The sequence below is a fragment of the Candidatus Dormiibacterota bacterium genome (assembly GCA_036495095.1).
Classification (GTDB): domain Bacteria; phylum Chloroflexota; class Dormibacteria; order Aeolococcales; family Aeolococcaceae; genus CF-96.
In genome coordinates this window covers 29,421-50,849 of the sequence record DASXNK010000108.1, presented here as the reverse complement: position 1 = coordinate 50,849, position 21,429 = coordinate 29,421, and the positions used below count along the sequence as shown (strand labels likewise).

At 74.5% G+C, this 21,429-nt stretch carries 25 protein-coding genes; 17 read left to right on the top strand and 8 right to left on the bottom strand.

The genetic code is table 11. The features are described from left to right. Positions 1-400: 400 nt before the first annotated feature. Positions 401-898: a PadR family transcriptional regulator gene (locus tag VGL20_11980; protein ID HEY2704402.1), complete on the bottom strand. Its 498-nt coding sequence runs from the start codon at positions 896-898 to the stop codon at positions 401-403. Positions 899-1,076: 178 nt separating this feature from the next. On the opposite strand from VGL20_11980, the gene VGL20_11975 reads away from it, so the two are divergent. Together VGL20_11975 and VGL20_11970 are read left to right on the top strand one after the other, a co-directional pair. Further along, entirely contained in the window at positions 1,077-2,090 is a 1,014-nt protein-coding gene (locus VGL20_11975; protein HEY2704401.1) for a carbamate kinase, read from the top strand. Beyond that, the gene (locus VGL20_11970; GenBank protein HEY2704400.1) at positions 2,087-3,628 is read left to right on the top strand and encodes a protein FdrA; all 1,542 of its coding nucleotides are present in this window, start codon (positions 2,087-2,089) and stop codon (positions 3,626-3,628) included. Before VGL20_11975 ends, VGL20_11970 begins: the two co-directional genes overlap by 4 nt. 3 nt (positions 3,629-3,631) lie before the next feature. Here the strand turns inward: VGL20_11970 and VGL20_11965 are convergent, their stop codons facing one another. Together VGL20_11965 and VGL20_11960 are read right to left on the bottom strand one after the other, a co-directional pair. Further along, entirely contained in the window at positions 3,632-3,946 is a 315-nt protein-coding gene (locus VGL20_11965) for a hypothetical protein (GenBank protein ID HEY2704399.1), read from the bottom strand. An 81-nt stretch (positions 3,947-4,027) separates the two neighbouring features. Next, positions 4,028-4,675 carry a response regulator transcription factor gene (locus tag VGL20_11960; protein ID HEY2704398.1) on the bottom strand — a complete coding sequence of 216 codons (648 nt, stop codon included), beginning with the start codon at positions 4,673-4,675 and terminating at the stop codon, positions 4,028-4,030. 9 nt (positions 4,676-4,684) lie between these two features. On the opposite strand from VGL20_11960, the gene VGL20_11955 reads away from it, so the two are divergent. Further along, the gene (locus VGL20_11955; GenBank protein HEY2704397.1) at positions 4,685-5,803 is read left to right on the top strand and encodes a GAF domain-containing sensor histidine kinase; all 1,119 of its coding nucleotides are present in this window, start codon (positions 4,685-4,687) and stop codon (positions 5,801-5,803) included. A 2-nt stretch (positions 5,804-5,805) separates the two neighbouring features. On the opposite strand, the gene VGL20_11950 is transcribed toward VGL20_11955, so the two are convergent. Both VGL20_11950 and msrA read right to left on the bottom strand, forming a co-directional pair. Further along, the gene (locus tag VGL20_11950; protein ID HEY2704396.1) at positions 5,806-6,150 is read right to left on the bottom strand and encodes a hypothetical protein; all 345 of its coding nucleotides are present in this window, start codon (positions 6,148-6,150) and stop codon (positions 5,806-5,808) included. 49 nt (positions 6,151-6,199) lie between these two features. Then, the gene (msrA, locus tag VGL20_11945; GenBank protein ID HEY2704395.1) at positions 6,200-6,742 is read right to left on the bottom strand and encodes a peptide-methionine (S)-S-oxide reductase MsrA; all 543 of its coding nucleotides are present in this window, start codon (positions 6,740-6,742) and stop codon (positions 6,200-6,202) included. A 215-nt stretch (positions 6,743-6,957) separates the two neighbouring features. Between msrA and VGL20_11940 the strand changes: the two genes are divergently transcribed. The 9 genes from VGL20_11940 to VGL20_11900 all read left to right on the top strand — a co-directional run bounded on the left by VGL20_11940 (position 6,958) and on the right by VGL20_11900 (position 15,083). Next, on the top strand, positions 6,958-7,176 hold the full coding sequence (locus tag VGL20_11940; protein ID HEY2704394.1) for a hypothetical protein: 219 nt from the start codon (positions 6,958-6,960) through the stop codon (positions 7,174-7,176). A 124-nt stretch (positions 7,177-7,300) separates the two neighbouring features. Continuing rightward, positions 7,301-7,987, top strand: a complete 687-nt coding sequence (locus VGL20_11935; GenBank protein HEY2704393.1) for a DUF3105 domain-containing protein — start codon at positions 7,301-7,303, stop codon at positions 7,985-7,987. A gap of 212 nt (positions 7,988-8,199) precedes the next feature. After that, complete coding sequence (locus VGL20_11930) at positions 8,200-8,547, top strand: hypothetical protein (protein ID HEY2704392.1); 348 nt, start codon at positions 8,200-8,202, stop codon at positions 8,545-8,547. A gap of 92 nt (positions 8,548-8,639) precedes the next feature. Beyond that, positions 8,640-9,134: a PH domain-containing protein gene (locus VGL20_11925; GenBank protein ID HEY2704391.1), complete on the top strand. Its 495-nt coding sequence runs from the start codon at positions 8,640-8,642 to the stop codon at positions 9,132-9,134. Then, entirely contained in the window at positions 9,131-10,402 is a 1,272-nt protein-coding gene (locus tag VGL20_11920; GenBank protein HEY2704390.1) for a PH domain-containing protein, read from the top strand. Before VGL20_11925 ends, VGL20_11920 begins: the two co-directional genes overlap by 4 nt. Positions 10,403-10,539: 137 nt before the next feature. Next, on the top strand, positions 10,540-11,136 hold the full coding sequence (locus tag VGL20_11915) for a hypothetical protein (GenBank protein ID HEY2704389.1): 597 nt from the start codon (positions 10,540-10,542) through the stop codon (positions 11,134-11,136). A 214-nt stretch (positions 11,137-11,350) separates the two neighbouring features. Then, the gene (locus VGL20_11910; protein HEY2704388.1) at positions 11,351-12,394 is read left to right on the top strand and encodes an iron ABC transporter substrate-binding protein; all 1,044 of its coding nucleotides are present in this window, start codon (positions 11,351-11,353) and stop codon (positions 12,392-12,394) included. After that, positions 12,394-13,956, top strand: a complete 1,563-nt coding sequence (locus VGL20_11905) for an ABC transporter permease subunit (protein ID HEY2704387.1) — start codon at positions 12,394-12,396, stop codon at positions 13,954-13,956. The genes VGL20_11910 and VGL20_11905 overlap by 1 nt, the downstream gene beginning before the upstream one ends. Then, entirely contained in the window at positions 13,953-15,083 is a 1,131-nt protein-coding gene (locus VGL20_11900; GenBank protein ID HEY2704386.1) for an ABC transporter ATP-binding protein, read from the top strand. The genes VGL20_11905 and VGL20_11900 overlap by 4 nt, the downstream gene beginning before the upstream one ends. Here VGL20_11900 and VGL20_11895 read toward each other — a convergent pair. Beyond that, on the bottom strand, positions 15,028-15,861 hold the full coding sequence (locus VGL20_11895; protein HEY2704385.1) for a trypsin-like peptidase domain-containing protein: 834 nt from the start codon (positions 15,859-15,861) through the stop codon (positions 15,028-15,030). The genes VGL20_11900 and VGL20_11895 overlap by 56 nt on opposite strands. Before the next feature lie 107 nt (positions 15,862-15,968). Here VGL20_11895 and VGL20_11890 point away from each other — a divergent pair, with 107 nt between their 5' ends. The 3 genes from VGL20_11890 to VGL20_11880 are packed head-to-tail and all read left to right on the top strand — an operon-like array spanning position 15,969 to position 18,217. Further along, positions 15,969-16,262, top strand: a complete 294-nt coding sequence (locus VGL20_11890) for a UBP-type zinc finger domain-containing protein (GenBank protein ID HEY2704384.1) — start codon at positions 15,969-15,971, stop codon at positions 16,260-16,262. A 34-nt stretch (positions 16,263-16,296) separates the two neighbouring features. Continuing rightward, positions 16,297-17,565 (top strand): FAD-dependent oxidoreductase, encoded by a 1,269-nt coding sequence (locus tag VGL20_11885; protein HEY2704383.1) that lies wholly within the window; start codon positions 16,297-16,299, stop codon positions 17,563-17,565. Further along, positions 17,558-18,217 carry an LUD domain-containing protein gene (locus tag VGL20_11880; protein ID HEY2704382.1) on the top strand — a complete coding sequence of 220 codons (660 nt, stop codon included), beginning with the start codon at positions 17,558-17,560 and terminating at the stop codon, positions 18,215-18,217. Before VGL20_11885 ends, VGL20_11880 begins: the two co-directional genes overlap by 8 nt. Positions 18,218-18,278: 61 nt before the next feature. On the opposite strand, the gene VGL20_11875 is transcribed toward VGL20_11880, so the two are convergent. Together VGL20_11875 and VGL20_11870 are read right to left on the bottom strand one after the other, a co-directional pair. Continuing rightward, positions 18,279-19,097, bottom strand: a complete 819-nt coding sequence (locus VGL20_11875) for a ferritin-like domain-containing protein (protein ID HEY2704381.1) — start codon at positions 19,095-19,097, stop codon at positions 18,279-18,281. Next, on the bottom strand, positions 19,094-19,906 hold the full coding sequence (locus tag VGL20_11870; GenBank protein HEY2704380.1) for a ferritin-like domain-containing protein: 813 nt from the start codon (positions 19,904-19,906) through the stop codon (positions 19,094-19,096). Before VGL20_11870 ends, VGL20_11875 begins: the two co-directional genes overlap by 4 nt. 170 nt (positions 19,907-20,076) lie before the next feature. Here VGL20_11870 and VGL20_11865 point away from each other — a divergent pair, with 170 nt between their 5' ends. Beyond that, positions 20,077-20,637 carry a sigma-70 family RNA polymerase sigma factor gene (locus tag VGL20_11865; protein HEY2704379.1) on the top strand — a complete coding sequence of 187 codons (561 nt, stop codon included), beginning with the start codon at positions 20,077-20,079 and terminating at the stop codon, positions 20,635-20,637. Continuing rightward, positions 20,634-21,380, top strand: coding sequence for an anti-sigma factor (locus VGL20_11860; protein ID HEY2704378.1), 747 nt, complete (start codon positions 20,634-20,636; stop codon positions 21,378-21,380). Before VGL20_11865 ends, VGL20_11860 begins: the two co-directional genes overlap by 4 nt. Positions 21,381-21,429 lie beyond the last annotated feature (49 nt).

The window sequence follows — 21,429 nt, the reverse complement described above, 5'->3', positions numbered from 1 at the left end:
GAAAATGCTGTAGCCGCGGAAGATCGACGACGTGCTGCGGCAGTCCACGCAGACACGGTTCGCGAAGTCGATCTTCGTGAAGATCCCGAGGCTGCCGACGATCCTGGTGATCGGATCCCAGGAGACGTCGACGACCACCGGTGCCTTCGCCGGGGCTTGCGCCATCTGAACCATGAGCGAGCTCTCCTCAGTGAGGTGTGGCCAGGCCGGTGGTCGGCTCGGGTCTGAAGCGGGGTCGGTGCCGGCCGGATCCCATTCACGGGCGCGTGGATACGGGGGCCCGATTGGCAGATGCGAATCTGATCGGTATTTCGCCGGGGGTCAATACCGCATTTCTGCATGCATGGGCGCGGCGACCGGTAGGTGCAATCCCCAGGTAGGGACTAGGTGCGGATTACAGTTACGGCGCGACGGGAGGAGCGTCGGCGCCCACCGCCTGCGCGACCGCGGGTCGCGGCTCGGCGTCGAGCAGCCGGCGCGACCAGAACGCGTCGTCCGCGGCGTGGTCCCGGGCGGGCTGCGGTGCCTCGGTGCGGTCGCCCAGCTCGTAGCGCCGGAGCAGCCCGTGGAGCAGGACGCTGGCGTTGGCGAGCTCGCTCATCCACGCCTCCCCCGCCCCGCGGCCGGCGTCGGTGATCACGTAGGTGCGGCGCTCCTTGCCCGACTCCGACCGCTCCCAGATCGAGGACACCAGGCCCTGGTCCTCCATCGCGTTGAGCACGCGGTAGATGGTCGGCGAGTCGACCCGCCAGACCAGCAGCGCCTCCAGACGGTGCTGGAGGTCGTAGCCGTGGCCGGGGGCCTCCTCGAGGAGGAGCAGCAGCCCGGGCTGGACGAGGTTCCGGGGTCGGAGCACCTCGGCCACGCCCTTCCAGGTGCCCCCATGCTGCCTGTCCATGCCGACGATCGTCCCCTCCGCCCTGGTGCGATCCCGCCCGCGTGCCCTCAGGCTACCGCCGGGCGCACCCCCCGTACACCCCCGGCCTCCGGGCGCGGCAGGGCGGAGCCGTCTTGCGGCGCACCCGGCCGTTCACTATCCTCCAAGACGCATACGCCATGCGTGACGCTCGCACTGGATGGAGATGGACAGGATCGCGGTCATCGCCCTCGGCGGGAACGCGTTCACACGCGCCGGGCAGGCGGGCACCTACGAGGAGCAGGAGGCCAACGCACTGACCATGGCGCGGGCGGCCAGGGGGCTGCTCCGGGCGGGATGGGGCGTGGTCGTCGTGCACGGCAACGGCCCCCAGGTCGGCAGCCTCGCCATCGCCCACGAGGAGAGCGCCGGGGTCATCCCCCCGCAGCCGCTCTTCAACCTCGGCGCCATGACCCAGGGCCAGATGGGCAGCCTCATCTCGCTGGCGCTCCGGCGGGTGTCGGGCTGGCCGCGGGTGCAACCCGCCGCCCTGGTCACCCACGTCACCGTCGATCCCGCCGACCCTGCCTTCTCCCATCCCACCAAGCCGATCGGACCCTTCCTCGGCCGCGACGAGGCCGAGGCCCTCGCCGGCCGGCGGGGCTGGTCGATCGTCGAGGACGCCGGCCGCGGTTACCGGCGGGTGGTGCCGTCGCCGGAGCCGATCGAGATCCTCGAGACCGGCGCCATCCTCGCCCTCATCGACGCCGGCTACGTGGTGGTGGCGGCCGGCGGCGGCGGCGTCGCCGTGGTCTCCACCCCCGACGGCTATCGTGGCATCGATGCGGTCATCGACAAGGACCTCGCCGCCCAGCGCCTCGCCACCTCGCTGCTCGCGGAGGCGCTGGTGCTGGTCACCGGGGTGGAGACGGTGATGCTCGACTTCGGCACCCCGGACCAGCGCGCCGTCGAGGAGATGACCCTCGAGGAGGCCGAGCGCCACCTCGCGGACGGGCAGTTCCCGGCGGGGAGCATGGGCCCCAAGGTGCGCGCCGCCACCCGCTTCCTGCGGGGCGGCGGCAGGGTGGCGGTGATCACCACCCCGGAGCTGGTGTACCCGTCGCTCGAGGGCCGCGCCTCGCTGCTCGAGGGCACCTGCGGCACCAGCATCGTCCGCCACGCACGGGCCCCGGGCGGCGGCGCCGCCGAGACCTCGGCGCTGGTGGGGTCGTGACCGCGGCCCGCTGCGCCCTGCTGCGCGACACCTTCGTCGACTCAGTGCTGCTGATGAGCGCCACCCGCGCCATGGTCGAGGGCGACGGGGTGGAGTGGGCGACCGCGGTGATGGCCACCCCCGCCAACGTCGGGGCGCTCCTCGCCGAGGGGGTGGCGGAGGCCGACCTCGCCGGCGCCTCGGCGAACGACCTCGCGCTGGCGGCGCGCGCCGGGTCGGAGGAGGCGGCCGACGCCGGGCTGGCGCGGGGCCGCGACGCGCTCTTCGCCGAGCGTCCCTCCCGCCCCGACGGCGGCGAGCAGCGCGGGGCGCGCACCGTCGAGGAGGCGGTCGCCACCCGCCCCGACCTCAACGTCGCGATCGTCTCGGTCAGCGGCGAGTACGCGGCCCTGGCCGCCCACCACGCCCTCACCGCGGGCCTGCACGTGCTCCTCTTCAGCGACCACGTCAGCCTCGACGAGGAGGTCGAGCTCAAGGACCGCGCCGCGCGCCTGGGCCTGCTGGTGATGGGGCCGGGCGCGGGGACGGCGATCCTCGGTGGCACCGGGCTGGGCTTCGCCAACGTCGTCGGGCCGGGGCGGGTGGGCGTCGTCGCCGCCGCCGGCACCGGGGCCCAGGAGGTGTCGTCGCTGCTCGACCGCTGGGGCGCCGGGGTGTCGCAGGTGATCGGGATCGGCGGCCGCGACCTCTCCGCGGCGGTCGACGGCCGGATGGCCCGGGTCGCCATCGCCGCCCTCGAGGCCGACCCCGGGACCGACGCGATCCTCCTCGTCTCCAAGCCGCCGGCCGAGCCGGTGGCCCGCGCGCTGCTGGGGGCGCCCCGCACCAAGCCGCTGGTCGCCGCGGTGCTCGGGGTCGCCCCCGACCTCGAGGTGGCCCCGGGGGTCGAGCTCGCCGGCACCCTGGAGCAGGGGGTGATCGCGATCCTGGGCGGGCTCGGCCTGCCCCTGCCCGACCCCGGTCGGGGGCTCGCCGAGCACGTCGCGGCCGCCTGCCGCGGCCTGCCTGCGAGCCGCACCGCGGTCCGCGGCCTGTTCTCGGGCGGCACCCTCTGCTACGAGGCCCAGCTCATCCTCGCGGCCCACCTCGGCAGGGTGTACTCGAACGCCCCGGTGAGCAGCCGGGACGGCCTGCCCGCGCCCGCCGGAGCCCACGTCTGCCTCGACCTCGGCGAGGAGGAGTACACCCAGGGACGCCCTCACCCGATGATCGACCCGGAGGCACGGCTCGAGCTGATCCGCCGCGAGGCCGCCGACCCCGCCACGGCGGTGGTGCTCCTCGACGTCGTCCTCGGACACGGCGCCCACCCCGACCCCGCCGGGATGCTGGCGCCGGTGTGCGCCGAGATCACGGCGGCGGCGGACGGCCCCCGGGTGGTGGCCTACGTGCTCGGCACCCGGGACGACCCCCAGGGGTACGGCCGGCAGCGCAGCACCCTGGAGGAGGCGGGATGCATCGTCACCCCCACCGCCGCCCGGGCCGCGCTCGCCGCCGCCGGCATCGCCGCCCGCAGGCCGGAGCTGGCCGGCCCAGCCTGAGCCTCAGCCCCCGGCCCGGTCCTCGGCGTCGCGCTCGTCGCCGGCGAAGGCGGCCAGATAGCTGACCGACAGCCCGCCGAGGATCAGCGCGCCGAAGAGGCCGATGGGGAACCACTGCTCCACCCCCAGCCCACCGCTGTGCGCGAACCAGGCGAGCATCACGAAGGCGCCGGCGGCGCAGACCAGCGGTCCCAGCCACACCAGGCCGCTGCGACCGGGCCGGTCGGCGCCGAGCCGGCGCTCCCAGCCCTGGAGGACGGCCACCACGCGCCCCGCGGGACGGGTGCGGCGGGTGACGACACGGTTCGCGACGGTCATGCCTCCAGTCTGCGCCACCGCCGCCACCGGCACCAGCGACCGGGGTCGGCACCGGCATGGGACCTTGGTCGGGGTCCGGCCTCAGGGGGCGCCGCCGGGCACCTCGAGCCCGCCCGCCCCGGAGCGCACCGCGACCAGCGCCGCCTGGGTGCGGCTCCGCACCCCCAGCTTGTCGAGCACCCGGGTGACGTGGGCCTTCACGGTCTTCTCCGCGATGCCCAGCCGGGCGCCGATCTCCTTGTTCGCCAGCCCCTCCGCGACCAGCCCGAGCACCTCCCGCTCGCGCGGGGTCAGGGGCTCGGCCGCCCGCCGCGGCCGGATGGAGGTCGCCAGCCGCCGCGCCGCCTCGGGCGAGAGCTCGACCCTGCCCTCGGCGGCGGCGCGCACCGCGGTGACCAGCGCGTCCCCGCGGGAGTCCTTGAGGAGGTACCCGGTGGCCCCGGCCCCGATGGCGCCGACCACCGCCTCGCCGTCGACGACCGTGGTCAGCACCACCACCTCCACCCGCGGGAACCGCTGCTTGATCCGGCGGGTGGTCTCGACGCCGTCGAGCCGGGGCATCAGCAGGTCCATCAGCACCACGTCGGGACGGAGGGCCTCCACCACCACCAGCGCCTCCTCGCCGTCGGCGGCCTCGCCGACCACGCGGATGCCGTCCTGCTGGTCGAGGAAGAGCCGCAGCCCCTGCCGGACCACCCAGTGGTCATCGACGACCACGACCCGGATCATGGAGGCATCATGCCAGGACCGCCGGACGACTACCGCAGGCTCACCGCGCTGCTCGCCGACTGCGGGACCACCCTGGCCCGCGGCGGGCCGATGTCGGAGGTGCTGCAGCGGTGCGCGGTCGCGATCGTCGACCGGCTCGACGCCGCCTTCGCCCGGGTCTGGGTGCTCGAGCCCGACGGCGAGACCCTGGTGCTCCGCGCCAGCGCCGGCCTGTACACCCACCTCGACGGCCCGCACGGCACGGTCAGGGTCGGTGAGCTGAAGATCGGCAGCATCGCCGCCGAGGGCCGGCCGATGATGACCAACGACGTCGTCCACGACCCGCGCATCGACCACCCCGAGTGGGCGCGCGCCACCGGCATCGTCGCCTTCGCCGGCCACCCGCTGGTGGTCGACGGCCGCACCGTCGGGGTGATGGCGCTGTTCTCCTGCTCGCCGCTGGGGACTGCGGTCATCGACCACCTCGGCTCGGTGGCCGAGGCCGTGGCCCAGTTCGTCGCCCGCACCCGCGCCGTCGAGGAGGAGCGCGAGCGGCTCGCCCGCGAGCTCCACGACTCGGTGAGCCAGGCGATCTACGGGGTCGCCCTCGGCACCCGCTCGACCCTGGCGATGCTGCGGCGGGGCGGGGATCCCGAGGCCGCCGCCGCCGCGCTCGAGGAGGTGGTGGCGATGGCCGACGCCGCCCTCACCGAGATGCGGGAGCTGCTCGTCGAGCTGCATCCCCGCCACCTGCTCGACGACGGGCTCTGCGGCGCGCTCCGGCGGGTCACCGCGGCGATGGCCTCGCGCCATCGCGGCGTCGTGGTGGAGTTCCCGCCGTGCGCCGAGCCCGACCTTCCCGGCCCCGCCAAGGAGGCGCTGTACCGGATCGCCCAGGAGGCGCTGCGCAACGCCCTGCGCCACGGCCGGCCGGCACGGATCACGGTGCGGCTGCTGGAGGAGCCGGACGCGCTGACCCTCGAGGTGGCCGACGACGGCGACGGCTTCGACCCCGCCGCCGTCCCGACGGGGCACCTCGGGCTGGTCTCGATGCGCGAGCGGGCGGCGCGGGCCGGCGGCCGGCTGCAGGTGAGCAGCGCGCCGGGCCGGGGCACCACGGTGCGGGCCTCGCTGCCCCGCGCAGGTTGAGGCTACGCCACCTCGCGGGCCGTGGCCGCCTCCGCGGCGCTGAGCCGGGAGCTGACCACCCGGTGGGCGACCAGCGCGCCGAGCGGCCCCCCGGTCACGAGGACGATGGCGGGGAACCACCATCCCCAGAAGCGCGAGGTCGCGCCGCGCACCGCCAGGAAGAGCTCGATGATGAACCCGACTCCGTGGACGGGGCCGAGGGAGCGGGCGAGCTGATGATGGCCGGTCAGCGCTCCGCCCGCGAGCGGGACGAGGAGCACGAAGTCGACGATCGCCACGATGGCGACCCAGTGGAGCTGGCGGCGGACGGCCGCGGACGCGACGGGTGCGATCGGTGCAGAGGACATCGGGCCGCCATGGTAGCCAGGGGGCCGGGGAGCCCGTCGTTCGGGTGGGTCAGGCGCCGGCGCGGAGCCGGGCGGCGAAGCGCTGTCGCAGCTTCGCGAGCTTCGGGTTGATGACCGCCTGGCAGTAACCCTGCTCGGGGTTCCGCGCGTAGTAGTCCTGGTGGTACTCCTCGGCGGGGTGGAACACCTCGAGGGGGACGATCTCCGTGACCACCGGTCGCGGCCACAGCGACTGGACGGCGTCGCGGGACGCCTCCGCCGCACCTCGCTGGGCGTCGTCGTGGGTGAGGATGATCGACCGGTACTGGGTGCCGACGTCGTGGCCCTGCTGGTTCGGGGTGGTGGGGTCGTGGATCGCCCAGAGGACGTCGAGGATGTCCGCGTAGGAGATGACGTCGGGGTCGTACTCGACCTGCACGACCTCGGCGTGGCCGGTCCGGCCGGAGCACACCCGCTGGTAGGTGGGGTTCGGATCCTGCCCACCGGCGTAGCCCGAGACCACGCCGGTCACGCCCTCGACCCGCCGGTAGGCGGCGTCCAGGCACCAGAAGCACCCGCCACCGAGGGTGGCGACCTCACGTCGCTCGCTCATCGGATCACCCTACCAGCGTCGGGGGAGATCAGGGCTCGGACCCCTCGTGCTGGAGAGACAGGGTGGCGGGCGCGGCGCTCGGCCCTCGCCTGGCGGCGCAGCACGCGCTTCTCCTCGCGCGCCTCCGCTTCCCTTGACAGTCCCCAGGGGGGGACAATTGTGGATGAGGGCACCGGCGCTCCTACGCCGGGCCCGGCGCTGCTCGGGGGCTGGTCATGGGTGACGTCACCGACGAGGATTCCGCCAACAGGGCGGCGGACCCCCACGCCGACGCGTGTCCGCGCTGCCGGACCCCGACGACGGTCGCCGAGTACACCGGCCCGGGAGGGCCCGGCCGCCTCGTCTGCTGCCTCACCTGCGGTCGGGTGCTCTCGGTGGAGACCCATGCGGTGACGGCCAGCCAGCCCGCCTGGAAGTGGAGCTCGCCGGCCTGACCCGCATCCGCATCACCGCGTTGATGAGCGCCAGGTGGGTGAAAGGCCGGCGCCGCTGGGGCGGAATGCCGCCGCCGCGCCCGCCGGCCTGAGCAATGGCGCTGGTCGGTACAGTGACCGGCCGATGATCCGACCGCGCACTCCCGCCCGACGGGGTGCGGCGCTCGCCGGCATCGCCGCGCTGTCCGCCTGCGGGAGCACCGGCGCCACCGGCACGAGGTCGCCGTCCCCCCGCCCCAGCGTCGCGACCCAGGTCGGCACCGCCGGCTGCTCGTACGGCCCCGGCAGCCTGGGGACGTTCCGCCCCGATCCGCCGCGCACCAACGGCGGGTCCGACCACGCCCAGGTCGTCCCCGAGATGCCCCACGATCACGTGACCCCGCCGACCCGGGTGGTCTACGCGCACGACCCGCCCACCAGCGGCTGCCACTACAGCCTCGGCTACGGCCAGGCCCCGATCACCGCGGGCGTCCATCCCGCCACCCCCGTGGTCCCCGCCGAGCACTGGGTCCACAACCTCGAGCACGGCTACGTCGCGGTGCTCTACAACTGCCCCCAGGGCTGCGACGCCGACGTCCAGTCGCTCACCCTGTGGCTGCGCCGGCAGGCGCCCGACCCCGGGCTGAAGGCGCGGCCCGGCGTCACGCCGTACGCGAAGGTGATCGTCATCCCCTGGCCGTCGATGACGCCGCGGTTCGCCGCGGTCTTCTGGGACTACTACGACCCGATGGACCGTCTCGACCTGGCCGAGCTGCAGCGCTTCTACGACAACCACCTCGACACCGGGCCCGAGGGGCCGAACACACCGTAGTCCACGACCTCGCGGACGTGCGTCGCATCGCCGGTGTCGGGGCTCCGCACATAGGTGGGACGGGCATGTAGAGGGCCGCGGGCCGTGCTTGCGTTTCTCCGCAGATCTGTCAGGATCCCGGGCAAGGAGTGACGTCCAGGCGGTGGACGGCGCGAGGGGAGGCACGAGCGGCGGTCGTGTCTCGCGGCACGCCCTGGGGCGGGAGAACGAGCATGACGGCACGCATGGTCACGACGCGGGTGCTGGTGGCGCGCGCCCGCGAGCACGGCCGTGCGCTGACCACGCTCGGCGACTCCGTCGAGTGGTCGGGGATGGCCTGGTCGGATGTGGTCGGCGACCCCGAGTGGGCGTACAACGCGGCCGCACTGGACGCGTGCACGGCGGTGGCCGCCCGGTTCCGAGGGGTCGACGAGCTCCGCCCGGCCGACGTCGCACCGCGCGCGCTCGACCTGAGGGGGGTGCGGGATTCCCGCAGGGGCTCGAGGGTGACCACCGCGCGGATGGGGCTCGGCTGGCTCGGTGTCGGCCGGCGACGGCACACCTCCGGCGCCAACCGATAGTCTGGGCCGCCGAGGAGGAGGCTGGGCTGTCCGCCGGACCGGGTGAGCCACCCCTGATCCGCTGAGGATCGCGTGGGGCATGATCCCCGGCGATGACCACGGACGCGCTCTCCGGCGGCACCGAGGACGGCTGGCGCCGGATCTCCACCCGGGTGCCACGGCTGCGGCTCGTCCAGCTGCTGGTCCTCGCCGTCCCCCCGTTCGCGGCCCTGGCCCTGGGCCTGGGGGTCGCCGGCGCCCTCCCTGCGGCGCTGGTCGTGGCCGTCCTCACCGCCGGCCTCGCCGGCATGACCTACCGGTTCCTGCTGGCACGCTATCGGGCCTGGGGCTATCACGAGCGCGAGGACGATCTCCTGGTGCGGCGCGGCTGCCTGATCCGGCGGGTCTCGGTGGTGCCGTACGGCAGGATGCAGTTCGTCGACGTCGTCGCCGGGCCCTTCGAACGCTCCTTCGGCCTCGCCACGGTGCGGCTCCACACCGCCGCGGCGGCCACCGACGCCCGCATTCCCGGGCTCGACCAGGCCGAGGCCACCCGGCTCCGCGACCGGCTGGCCGCGCTCGGTGAGGCGCGGGCGGCCGGCCTGTGAGCCCTCCCGCGACCGACGGCTGGGTGCGGCTGCATCCCCTGAGCCCGGTGCTCCGGGGCGGACGGCTCGTCATCCCGGCCGTCCTGGTCACCGCCCAGGCGACCGCGCGGGGCGGCAGCACCGGGGTGCGCCTGGCGGTGTTCACCGCCCTGGTCACGTTCGGGGCGGTCGCCGCCATCGTCTCCTGGCTGGTGACCCGCTGGCGGGTCGACGGCGGCACCCTGCGCATCGAGACCGGGCTGGTGCGCCGCGACTCGCGCCAGATCCCCCTGAGCCGTCTGCAGGCGGTCGACATCGTCCGGCCGCTGCTCGGCCGGGTGCTGGGGCTGTCCGAGCTGCGCCTGCGGCTCGCGGGCTCGCATCACGGCGACGCGCGTCTCGCCTACCTCGCCGAGGGCAGCGCCGAGATCCTGCGCGCCCGGCTGCTCGCCCTCGCCCACGGGCTCGCCGAGGAGACGCCCGCTCCCGCCGAGCTTCCGCTGTTTCACCTTCCGGCACCGCGGCTGCTGGCGTCCACCGCGCTGAGCGCCCTGGGGCTGACCGGTGCCGCCCTCGTGGTCGTGGCGGTGACCGTCGTGACCATCTCGCCGCCGGCGGCGGGGGCATTCCTCGCCCCCGTGGTGGGATTGTGGGTGACCGCCTGGAGACGGCTGAACAGCGAGTTCGACTTCGCGGTGGCCGAGGCCCCCGACGGGCTTCGGCTGCGGGCGGGACTGCTGGAGACCCGCGCCGAGACGATCCCCTACGGCCGGGTGCAGGCGGTGCGCATCAGCGAGCCGCTGGTCTGGCGCGCCGCCGGCTGGTGCCGCGTCGAGGTGGACGTCGCCGGCCAGGGCCAGGTCCGGCGGGGCGACCAGGAGGGACGGCGGGTCACCCGGGCGCTGATGCCGGTCGGGTCCCGCGATCAGGCGCTGGGGCTGGTCTCACGGGTGATGCCCTGGCCGCTCCCGGCCTCCACCCGGCCGCCTCGCCGGGCCCGCCTGAAGAGCCCGCTCCGCTATCACTTTCTCGCCGCGGGGTTCGACGGACGCGCGGCGATCACCCAGAGCGGCCGGGTATGCCGGGCAACGGACGTCGTCCCCCTGGCAAAGGTGCAGAGCATCCGCTGGGTGCAGGGGCCGCTGCAGCGCCGCCTGCGCCTCGCCACCCTGCACCTGGACACGGCTGGCCGGAACGTTCACGCGGTGCTGCGCGACCGGGACGCCGCCGAGGCGGACTGGATGATGCGCCAGCTCACCGACCTCTGCAGGGCTGCACGGCGGCGCTGACATGTGACGTCGGCATAGCGACTGCATTCGCGGCCAGAGAAGGGTGCATAATGCGCGGGACTGGAGCGGGTTGTCCGATCAAGTCCGCGCGAAACCGCAGATACGGTCACGCAGTTCGTGTCTTGGGAGGCCTCCGAATGGCGAGAGCCCGTCAGCAGACCGCGGCGCCGGCGCAGCCGACCCGCCGCAAGCGGGCGGTCAACGTCGACGCGATGCGCACCGCCGGTGACGACTTCCTCGCGCGTTTCGGAGGACTGCTCGACGAGGTCGTTTCGCTGCGCGAGGCGGTCGTCCAGGCACAGGACGAGAACGAGCAGCTGCGCGCCGAGCTCGCCGAGGGGATCGACCTCTTCCGTGATGCCCGAGCACTGGTCGCCCGCGCCGAACCCGTCCGGCGGGGACGGCGACGGGGCGCCGCGTCGCCGGCTCCGGCATCCGCACGGCCCGCACGCGGTGCGGCACCTCGTGGCCGCTCCCGCGCGGCGTCGGCGAACGGCACCGGCCGGGTCGCGCGCGCGTCCGCAAACGGCCGGGCCACGCCCGCGTCGGTGACCGCGGACGTGGTCCGTGCCGTCATCGGAAAGCTGGGAACCGCCACCGCCGGCGAGATCGCCGCGCAGATCAGCCAGGCCGGCACTCCCGTCTCCGGGCGCGCGATTCGTCACATCGCCAAGGGTGCGGGCGCGGTCATGCGCCCCGGCGAGGGCGGACGGATGGTCTACTCCCTGAGCTGACCCGCGCCGGGCGGTCCCGCCTCCGCTCGCTGACGCCCGGTCGACGTTCAGCGAGGGTTCACTTCGTGTCGGTGGCGCTGCTCATCGCCTCGGCGATCGCCGTTCGGGCCGAGACCGGCAGGATCTCCCTGAGGCTCTTGCGGCATCCGCCCCGTTAGGCTAGGCTACCCCGGACCTTAGGTCGAACTAAATGCACGGTGAGGGGGGCCAGGGGATGACGTCGAGAAGACCCACCCAGGCGGCCGGGGCGGGGCTCGCCGGCGCGGTCGTGGTCGCGCTCGCGGGCTGCGGCTCGGCGACGCCGGCGGTGACCACCGCGGCCCGGCAGGTCGGCTCGGCGGGCACCATCACCGTGTACAGCGGTCAGCACCAGCAGACCGTGGGCGCCCTGGTGCAGGACTTCCAGAACCGCACCGGCATCGAGGTGCACGTGCGCTCGGGGGACGAGGCCGACCTCGCCAACCAGCTCCTCCAGGAGGGGACCAGCTCGCCCGCCGACGTGTTCTTCGCGGAGAACCCGCCCTCGCTCTCGATTCTCGACGAGAAGCACCTGCTCGCCACGGTGCGACCGGCGACGCTGGCGCTCGTGCCCCGCCAGGCCAGCTCCGCCGCGGGTCACTGGGTGGGCGTCTCCGCCCGCGCCGCCGCCCTCGTCTACAACACCCAGGCGGTCGCCGAGAAGGACCTGCCCACCTCGGTGCTCGACCTCGGCAGGCCGGAGATGAAGGGCAGGGTGGCGGTCGCGCCCTCCGAGACCGACTTCCAACCGGTGGTCACCCGGGTGGTCGGCGCCCGGGGGTCCGAGGCCACCGCCGCCTGGCTGACCGCCCTCAAGGACAACGCGAAGGTCTACGACAGCAACGAGTCGCTGATCAGGGCGGTGAACCGCGGTGAGATCGCCATGGGCCTGGTCGACCACTACTACTGGTACCGGATGCGCGACGAGGTCGGCAACGGCGGCGTCCACTCCGCGCTCCACTACTTCCCCCCGGCTGACGCGGGCGGCCTCGTCGACATCTCCGGCGCCGCCGTGGTCGCCTCCGGCCAGCACCAGGACCTCGCCCAGCGGTTCGTCGCCTACCTGGTGAGCGAGCCGGCGCAACGGATCATCGCCACCAGCGAGAGCTGGGAGTACCCGCTGCTCCCCGGGGTGCCAGACCCGCGGCTGCCCCCGCTGGCGCAGCTGACCAGCCCGGTGGTCGACCTCGGCACCGGGAGGGAGGCACTGGACCTGCTCCAGCAGGCCGGGCTCCTCTAGTGGCGGCGCGGTCCCTGGCCGGCCGGCGCCCGGTGCGGGCGCGCGGGGTCGCGCACCGGCCGGCGCCGGCGGCGCTGACGATCTCGGTGGTCGCGATCACGGCGATCCTCCTCCTCCCCGTCGCCGCGGTGGTGCTGCAGGCGCTGACGGTGAGCCCGCGCCGGGCGGCGCACCTGCTCGCCCTGCCGCTGGTGCCGACGCTGCTGACCAACACGGTGACCCTCACCCTCGGCGTGACCGTCGCCTGCGCGGTGGTCGGCGTCGCCGCCGCCTGGCTGGTGGAGCGCACCGACATCCCCGCCCGCCGCCTGCTCGCGGTGCTGCTGGTGCTGCCCCTGGCGATCCCCGAGTTCGTGGCGGGGAGCAGCTGGGTCTCGCTGCTGCCGTCGGTGCAGGGCTTCGGCGGCGCGTGGCTGGTGATGACCCTCTCCCTCTACCCGTGGGTGTACCTGCCGGTTGCGGCGACGCTCCGGCGCAGCGACCCGGCGCTCGACGACGTCGCCCGCAGCCTCGGGGCCGGCCCGGTGCGCCGGTTCCTCCGGGTCACCCTGCCCTCGGTGCGCACCGCGGTCCTGGGCGGGATGCTGGTGGTCGGGCTCTACCTGCTCGCCGAGTACGGCACCTTCGCGGTGCTGCGCTTCCGCACCTTCGCCACCGCGATCTTCACCCAGTACAGCCTGGGATTCGACGCCGCCTCGGCGTCGGTGCTCACCCTGGTGCTCTGCCTGATGGGGGTGATGCTGCTGGCCGGCGAGTACGCCCTGCGGGGCCGGAGCGGCCATCCCGGCACCCGGGCGGCGCTGCCGGCCGCTCCGGTGCGGCTGGGCCGGGCCGCGCCGCTGGCGGTGCTGGCGATGGCGGTGCTGGTGGTGCTCGCCCTCGGCGTGCCGGTGGGGTCGATCGCCTACTGGATGATCCGCGGCAGCTCGACCACCCTGCCCTCGGGGTCGGTGTTCGCGGCCACCGCCGAGTCGCTGCTGCTGGGGGCCGGGGCCGCGGTGGTGGCGACTCTGCTCGCCCTCCCCGTGGCGCTGCTGTCGCTCCGCCACCCCTCGCGGCTGGCGCACACCCTGGAGCGGGGCGCCTACCTGGTGCGGGCGCTCCCCGGGGTCGCGGTGGGGCTGACCATCGCCGCCTTCGCCATCCACCACCTCCGGCCGCTGTACCAGGGCACCGCGCTCCTCGAGGCCGGCTACGTGGTGCTCTTCTTCCCCCTCGCCCTGATCGCGGTGCGCGCCGCGCTGGCCCGGGTGCCCCCGGAGCTCGAGGATGCGGCCCGCTCGCTGGGCGAGACCTGGCTGGGAACGCTCCGCCGGGTCACCGTGCCGCTGCTGCTGCCCGGCCTGGGTGCGGCGGCGGCGCTGGTCTCGCTGTCCGCGACCACCGAGCTGACCGCGACCCTGCTGCTCCGGCCCACCGGGGTCGAGACCCTGGCGACCCGGTTCTGGCTCTACACCTCGAACCTCGCCTACGGGGCGGCGGCACCGTACGCGGCGGTGATGGTGGTCACCTCGGCGGTGCCGGTGTTCCTGCTGACCCGGCTCGGGCTGGCACGGTCGTGAGGGCGGCCCGCTCGGTCGAGATCGAGAACCTGCACGCCGCCTACGGCGCGGCGCCGGTGCTCCGCGGCGTCGACCTCCGCATCCCCGGGGGGGGCCTCGCCTGCGTCCTCGGACCCTCGGGATGCGGGAAGACCACCCTGCTGCGGGTGCTCGCCGGCTTCCAGCCCGCCACCGAGGGCCGCGTCCGCATCGCCGGCTCGCTGGTCGACGACGGCCGGCGGCGGGTCCGGCCGGAGCGCCGCCGGGTCGGCTACGTGCCCCAGGACGGGGCGATGTTCCCCCACCTGTCGGTCGCCGACAACGTGGGCTTCGCCCTCACCGGCAGGGGGCGGCACCGCCGGGCCGCCCGGGCGGCCCGGGTCGCCGAGCTCCTCGATCTGGTGGGGCTGGGCGGCCTCGAGCGATGGCACCCGCACCAGCTCTCCGGCGGGCAGCAGCAGCGCGTCGCCCTCGCCCGCGCGCTCGCGTGCGACCCCGAGGTGGTGCTCCTCGACGAGCCGTTCTCGTCCCTCGACGCCGCCCTGCGCGTCCGGCTGCGGGCGGACGTGCGCGCCATCCTCGGCGCCACCGGGGTGACCGCCGTGCTCGTCACCCACGACCAGGCCGAGGCCCTGTCCCTCGCCGACCTGGTGGCGGTGATCCGGGAGGGTCGGGTGGTCCAGGCGGGGGCGCCCGCCGAGGTCTACGGGCGGCCCGCCGACGCGGCGGTCGCCACCTTCGTCGGCGAGGCCACGCTCCTCCCCGCGACCGTCGAGGGCGGGGTCCTCCACACCGCGCTGGGCCGGCTGGCCCTCGATCCCGCCTGCCCCGCCGCCGGCGCAGCGCTTGCCGTGCTGCGTCCCGAGCAGGTGCGCCTCGCCACCGGTGCCCGCGATGCGGACGGCGGGCTGACCGGGCGGGTGACCGGCACGGAGTACCAGGGCCACGACAGCCGCGTCGAGGTGCAGGTCCAGCTCCCCGGCGGCCCGCTCACGCTCGCCGCCCGCGGCGGCGGCGTGACCAGGCCGGAGCCCGGCGCGGCCGTCACCGTGGAGATCCCCGGCCCCCTCTGGGCGATGTCAGGTCGGCCGGTCACCGTCCCGATTTTGCGAACGCCTCCGTCCCCATCACCAGCCGCACGGCCGTGAAGGCGGAGTGGAGGTGCATGTAGGCGAGCTCGTGGGCGAGGTCGCCGACGCCGTTGGTGCCGGGGCCGGGAGCGAGGTCGAGGGTGCTGAGCACGCCGAGGGCGTTGCCCTGGGCGTCGAGGAAGCCGCTGCCGGAGTCGCCGGGCACGCCGGGCGGCTGGGTGCTGACGGTGTGGCTCCATCCGCCGCCGAGGTCGCCGTTGCTGGTCCCCTGCTTGCGGCTGATGGCGCCGGTGCCGAGGCCCAGCTGCGAGTTGCCGTACGAGTACACGGGGTCGCCGGCGCTGGTGCCGGCGCTGCGCAGACCGGTGGGACCGCCCCAGACCGGCACCGTCGGGTTCACCGAGCCGACGTCGGCGGGGTCGAGCCGCACCAGCGCGAGGTCGTTGTACTGGCAGGTGTCGGCGTCCTTCTCGTGGAGCCCCTGCATCGAGAGCCAGGAGTTGTAGACGAGCGTGCCCGGATGCTTGGCGCCGGTGATCGAGACCGGGGTGCCCAGGGGCAGGGAGGCCGCCGAGCAGCCGTTGGTCTCGCTGCTGCCGCCGGTGCCCGAGCAGTGCGCCGCCTGGCCGATGTAGGTGTCGGTGCCGTCGACGTAGATGAAGTTCGCGGTGCACTGGGCGCCCTTGGTGAAGAGCTGCACGCCGGGGTGGATGGACGCCGAGCTCGCCGGCGCCCAGCCCGCCGCGGCTGCGGCGGAGGGTGCCCCGCCTCCCCAGCCCAGGGCGGTCGCCACCATGGCGGACACGAGCAGGACGGACCGGAGCTGGGTACGCATGGCGCATGCACTCCCGCTGACGCTGTGCTGGCTGGCTGCACCCGAACTGTAGCGCCGGCGTCACCGCATCACCGGATTCAGTTCGCGGCACTACACTGGACCCTGCCATGGCGACCTGCACCCACCTCGACGAGATCAACGACGTCACCCCCTCCTCCCCCGGCTGCGAGGACTGCCTGAAGCAGGGCCGCCACGACTGGGTCCACCTGCGTGTCTGTCAGGAATGCGGACATGTGGGATGTTGTGACAGCTCCCCAGGGCGCCACGCCACCGGCCACTTCCGAGCCGTCGGGCACCCCCTGGTCCGCTCCTACGAGCCCGGCGAGGACTGGTTCTGGTGCTACCTGGACAACGTCGCCTTCGAGCTCGAGGGCGCCCCCCCGGCACCGTCACACCCCTGAGCCCCCGGCCGCGGCCGCAGCGCTGGAGCCCGCGATGATCGACTACGACACCCAGCCGGTGACGCCGCAGGTGAAGCTGTACGGGTCACGCTCCTCCACCGACGCCTACGCCATCCGCGACTTCCTGACGCGCAACCGCCGGCTCTTCGACTGGTTCGACGTCGACGGCGAGGCCGCCACCGACCCGGCGCTCACCGTGGACACCCGCCTGCCCCTCTGCGTCCTTCCCGACAGGACCCGGCTGGAGGCCGCCACCGTCGAGCGGGTCGCCTCCGGGCTGGGGATGATCGTCCCACCGAAGCTGGCGGAGTACGACGTCGCCATCGCCGGCGCCGGCCCGGCGGGGCTGGCGGCAGCCGTGTATGCCGCCTCGGAGGGGCTGCGCACCGCGGTGATCGAGTCCGTCGCCCCCGGCGGCCAGGCCGGCACCACCTCGATGATCGAGAACTACCTCGGCTTTCCCGGCGGCATCAGCGGCAGCCAGCTCGCGTCGCGGGCCACCGTGCAGGCCGAGCAGTTCGGCGCCGAGATCCTCGTGGCGCGTCCGCTCGCCGACATCACCACCAGCGCCGGCCTCTACCTCAGCCGGCTCTCCGACGGCACCGTGATCCCGGCTCGCGCCGTGGTCGCCGCCACCGGCGTGCAGTGGCGACGGCTCGACGTTCCCGGCGTGGAGCGGCTTCTCGGCGCCGGCGTGTACTACGGCGCGGGGCCGAGCGAGGCGCGGGCGTGCGAGGGCGCGGGGGTCGTGATCGTCGGCGGCGGCAACTCCGCGGGTCAGGCCTGCCTGCGCTTCGCCAGGTACGCGAGGCAGGTGACCCTGCTGGTGCGCGGGCCGGCGCTGGGCGCCTCGATGTCGCAGTACCTCGTCGACCAGGTCACCGCCGTCGAGAACATCGAGGTGCGCACCTCCGCCGAGGTGGCCGCGGTCGACGGCGACGCCCGGCTGCGCACCCTGCGCGTCGCCCTCGACGGCGGCGACAGGGTCCAGACCACGGCGGCGGACGCGCTCTTCATCTGCATCGGCGGCATGCCCTGCACCGGGGGGATGCAGGAGCTGCAGCTGGTGCGCGACCGCGCCGGCTACCTGGTGACCGGGACCGACCTCTCCCCCGGCGGTGGGGTGCCCGACGGCTGGCCCCTGGCGCGTCAGCCGTACCCGCTCGAGACCAGCCTGCCCGGCGTCTTCGCCGCCGGCGACGTCCGCCACGGCTCGATGAAGCGCTGCGCCGCCGCCACCGGCGAGGGTGCGATGGCGGTGGCGCTGGTGCACCGGTACCTCGCCGAGACCGGGGGTGAGTGAGCCGCTGGCGACGGCGACCGCCGGGGAGCCGCCGGCCCCCAACCCGGAGTTCGCGGTGCTCGCCACCGCCGAGCGCATCGCCGCCGCCGCCCGGGCGCTGGGGGCACACGGGATGGACGCCCTGGTCGTGCCGACCGGGCAGGAGGCGCGTCGCGCCGTGCTCGAGCGGCTGCCCGACGGCGCCGAGGTCTTCAACAACACCTCGCGGACCCTCGAGGCCATCGGCGTCGCCGAGGACATCGAGCGAACCGGCCGCTACCGCCCGACCCGGCTCGCCCTCTACCAGATGGACCGGCAGATGCAGGCGAAGGAGATGCGGAAGCTCGGCGCCTCGCCCGACCACGTCGTGGGCAGCGCCCACGCCGTCACCGAGGACGGGTCGCTGCTGGTGGCCTCGGCGAGCGGCAGCCAGCTGGGACCGCTGGCGTCGGGCGCGAGCCGGGTGGTCCTGGTGGTGGGCGGTCAGAAGATCGTGCCCGACATCGCCACCGGGCTGCGCCGCATCCACGAATACTGCTACCCGCTCGAGAACGAGCGCGCGCTGCGGGCCTACGGGGTGCCGAGCGGGGTCAACAACGTGCTCATCGTCACCCGGGTGCTCGCGCCCGAGCGCGTGACCGTCATCCTGGTCGGAGAGGTCCTGGGGTTCTGACCCGCGAAGGACCGCCGCCCGCGGTGGGCGGCGGTCCCAGGCACGTGTGGGGGTCGGCGGGTCAGCCCTCGGTGAGGTCGTTGGGAGAGGCGGCCATGTCGGTCTTGATGAACGTGTCGGGGACCGGGTACTGGCCGAGGACGTAGTTGAGGATGGCGACGTGCTGGGCCTCGACCGGGGCGATGGTCAGCGCCACCAGCCGGTTCTTCTTGTCGGTGACCAGCGCCGCACCGGCGGTGTAGGTCTCCATCGCGACGGTCTCGAGGGTGAGCGCGAGCTTGGCCGCGTCGACGACGGTCTTGACGCTGGGGAGCGCGCCGTCGACGACCTTCTTGTAGTGGGGGTCGGGCGCGGTCTGCGCCGACTGGCCGGCGCCGGTGAGCGCACCGTTCCAGGCGTTGGCGTGGTCGGTGTGCTGTCCCTTGGCGGTGGTGACGAAGGTGCCGATCGCCGGCGGCACGGCTCCGAGGGCACCCTTGCCGGCGGCGTCCAGCACCGTCTGGTAGGTGTTGATCGCCAGGATCTCGAGGCTGGCGGCCAGCCGGGCGACGGTGAGGTCGACGCTCTGCGAGGTGGCGGTCGAGGTGGTGGTGCCCGCGCTCGACGGGCTGTTCGAGCCACCGCAGGCGGCGAGCAGGACGCCGCCGCCGAGCGCGCCGGCGGTCACCAGGCCGCCGCGGAGGAAGTTGCGCCGGGTCGCGTTCATGCGGCTGATCGCCTGCTCGCGCTCGGTCCACTCGCGCCAGCCCTCGGTCATCTCGGCGACCGCGACCTGGAAGCGCGGGAACATGTCCCGGTGCATCTGGTCGAGGTCACTGGTCATCGCGAGCAGCTCGCGCTCCGACAGGTCCATGCTGTTGTCCTTCTTGCCGCGGCTCACTGGACCGCCCCTTCGGCCGCGGGCCGCGCCGCGTCCGTCTTGTAGAAGTTGTTGGGGAAGCCCACCGACCCGGCGGCCGCGGGCAGCTTGCTGGCGTCGACCGCGGGCGTGATCGTGATCAGCTGCGGGGCACCGCCGGCGATGAGCGCGGCCACGGCCAGCAGCACCGCGCTGTGCTGCGCCTCGACCGGCGCGATGGTGGCGAACGCGTTCAGGGCGTTCTTGTCGTCGACGTCACCGCCGAACTTCACGTAGGTCTGCGCGGCGGCATCCTCGAGCGTCTGGGCGAGCGCCACCACGTCGGCTGGGCCCTTGATCTTTCCCAGCGCAGGAGCGACGACCGCGTCGTAGACGACCTGGTCGATCTTGGGCTGCGCCACGCCACCGAGCTGCATCGCCGCGGCGTTGAAGGCGTTGGCGTGGTCGGTGTGCTGCTTGATGGTCATGACCACGAACGCCTTGACCGTCGGGATCGCCGCACCGCTGACGGCGGGGGGAAGGCCGGCCGCCTTGGTGTACACCGCCACCGCCAGGTTCTCGATGGAGGCCGCGGTCTGCAGCATCATCACGTCGGCGGAACTGGCCGCGTATGCGGTGGTCATCATCCGAGAGAACATCGACGCGCCGAGCGCGCCACCGCCGACCACGCCGGCGGCGAGCAGCGAGCGGCGCAGGAAGGTGCGACGGCCGGGATCGGCGGTCTCGATCTCGCCCCGCGCGCGGCGCTCACGGCCGGTCTCGACGATCTCGTCGACGGCCTGGTCGGTGAGCCGCATGGCGGTGCTGTGAAGGTCCTGGGATTCCTCCATCAGGTCCGTCATCCTGGGTTCGTCAAAGGTCACGGTGAACGCCTCCGAGAATGGGTGTTGCGGTGAGTGCCTACGCGGGGCGCCGGGCGGACGGATCACAGACCGCCGCAGTGATCCGCGGGGCCGGTCGCGGCGTATGGGGCACCGTGAGAACACCCACGGAGCCGGCCATGACCACCGACGAGAGAGCCGTCGAGCTGATCGCCCAGGGCTCGCCCGAGGGGATGGAGCTGCTCTACGACCGCTACGGGTCGCTGGCCTATGCGGTCGCGCTCCGCGTCCTCCATGACGCGTCCGCGGCGGAGGACGTGGTCCAGGAGGCATTCCTCTCCGTCTGGCGGGGGGCGGCGACCTACCGTCCCGACCGCGGTGGGGTGCGCTCCTGGCTCTGCACCGTGGTGCGCAACCGCTCCATCGACCGCACCCGCGGGCGCGCCGGCCGGTCGCGGGACGAGCTCCCGCTCGAGCACGTCGCCGCCGGCTCCTCCACCAGCGACACCTGGACCGAGGTGATCGCGGAGCTCGATCGCGAGCACATCCGCGGTGCGCTCGAGCGGCTTCCCGCCGAGCAGCGCACCACCATCGAGCTCGCCTACTTCGGGGGCTGCAGCCAGTCCGAGATCAGCGCCCGCATGCAGGTGCCCCTCGGCACCGTGAAGGGACGCACCCGTCTGGCCCTGCGCACCCTGCGCGGTGTGCTGGGCGGATGGTGCGTGGAGCAGCCGGCATGAGCTGCGACGAGTCCGAGCTGCTGCTCGCCGCCTACGCCGTCGGCGGCCTGGATCCCGGCGAGGAGGGCGGCCTCCGCCTCCACCTCGAGGGGTGCCGGGGCTGTCGCGAGGTCGGCGGCGCGCTCCTGCACGTGGGGACGATGATCGCCGGCACGGTGACCCCGGTCACCCCACCTCCGAGCCTGCGCCGCAACCTGATGGCACGGGTGGAGGCCGAGGCGCGGGCGAGCGCGGCCGCGGCGGTGCCCCAGCGCTCCGACCGGTGGCACCGGCGGCTCTGGGGCCGGGTGCCCTCGGGCCGGCGGTTCACCGCCGCCGGCGGGCTGGTGGCCGCGACCGCGAGCGTGCTCGCCGCCTGGTCGGTCGCCGGTCCGCACCCCGCCGCTGCGGTGGCGGTCCGGGTGCCCACCTGCGGGTCGGCCGGTGTGCCCGCGACCCGCTGCGCCCTCGACTACGACCCCAGCCGGCACCAGGGGGTGCTCACCGCCAACGGCCTGACCCTCCCGGCGGTGCTCGGCGGCACCTCCGCGCAGACCTACGAGGTCTGGCTGATCCCCGCCGGCGGCGCGCCGCTGGCGGCCGCGTACCTCGCCCAGGGCCCGGACGGCGGCAGCTGGTCGTCGGTGATCTCCCGCAGCCTCCACGGCTTCGCCGCGATCGCCGTCACCGCCGAGCCCGCGGGCGGCAGCCTGGCCCCCACCGGGCCCGAGGTCCTGCGGGTGCCGCTGCCCCCCGGGATCTGATCCAACCCGCGCCCGTCCCAGTAGTTCCCGACAGACGCATCCACTCCCA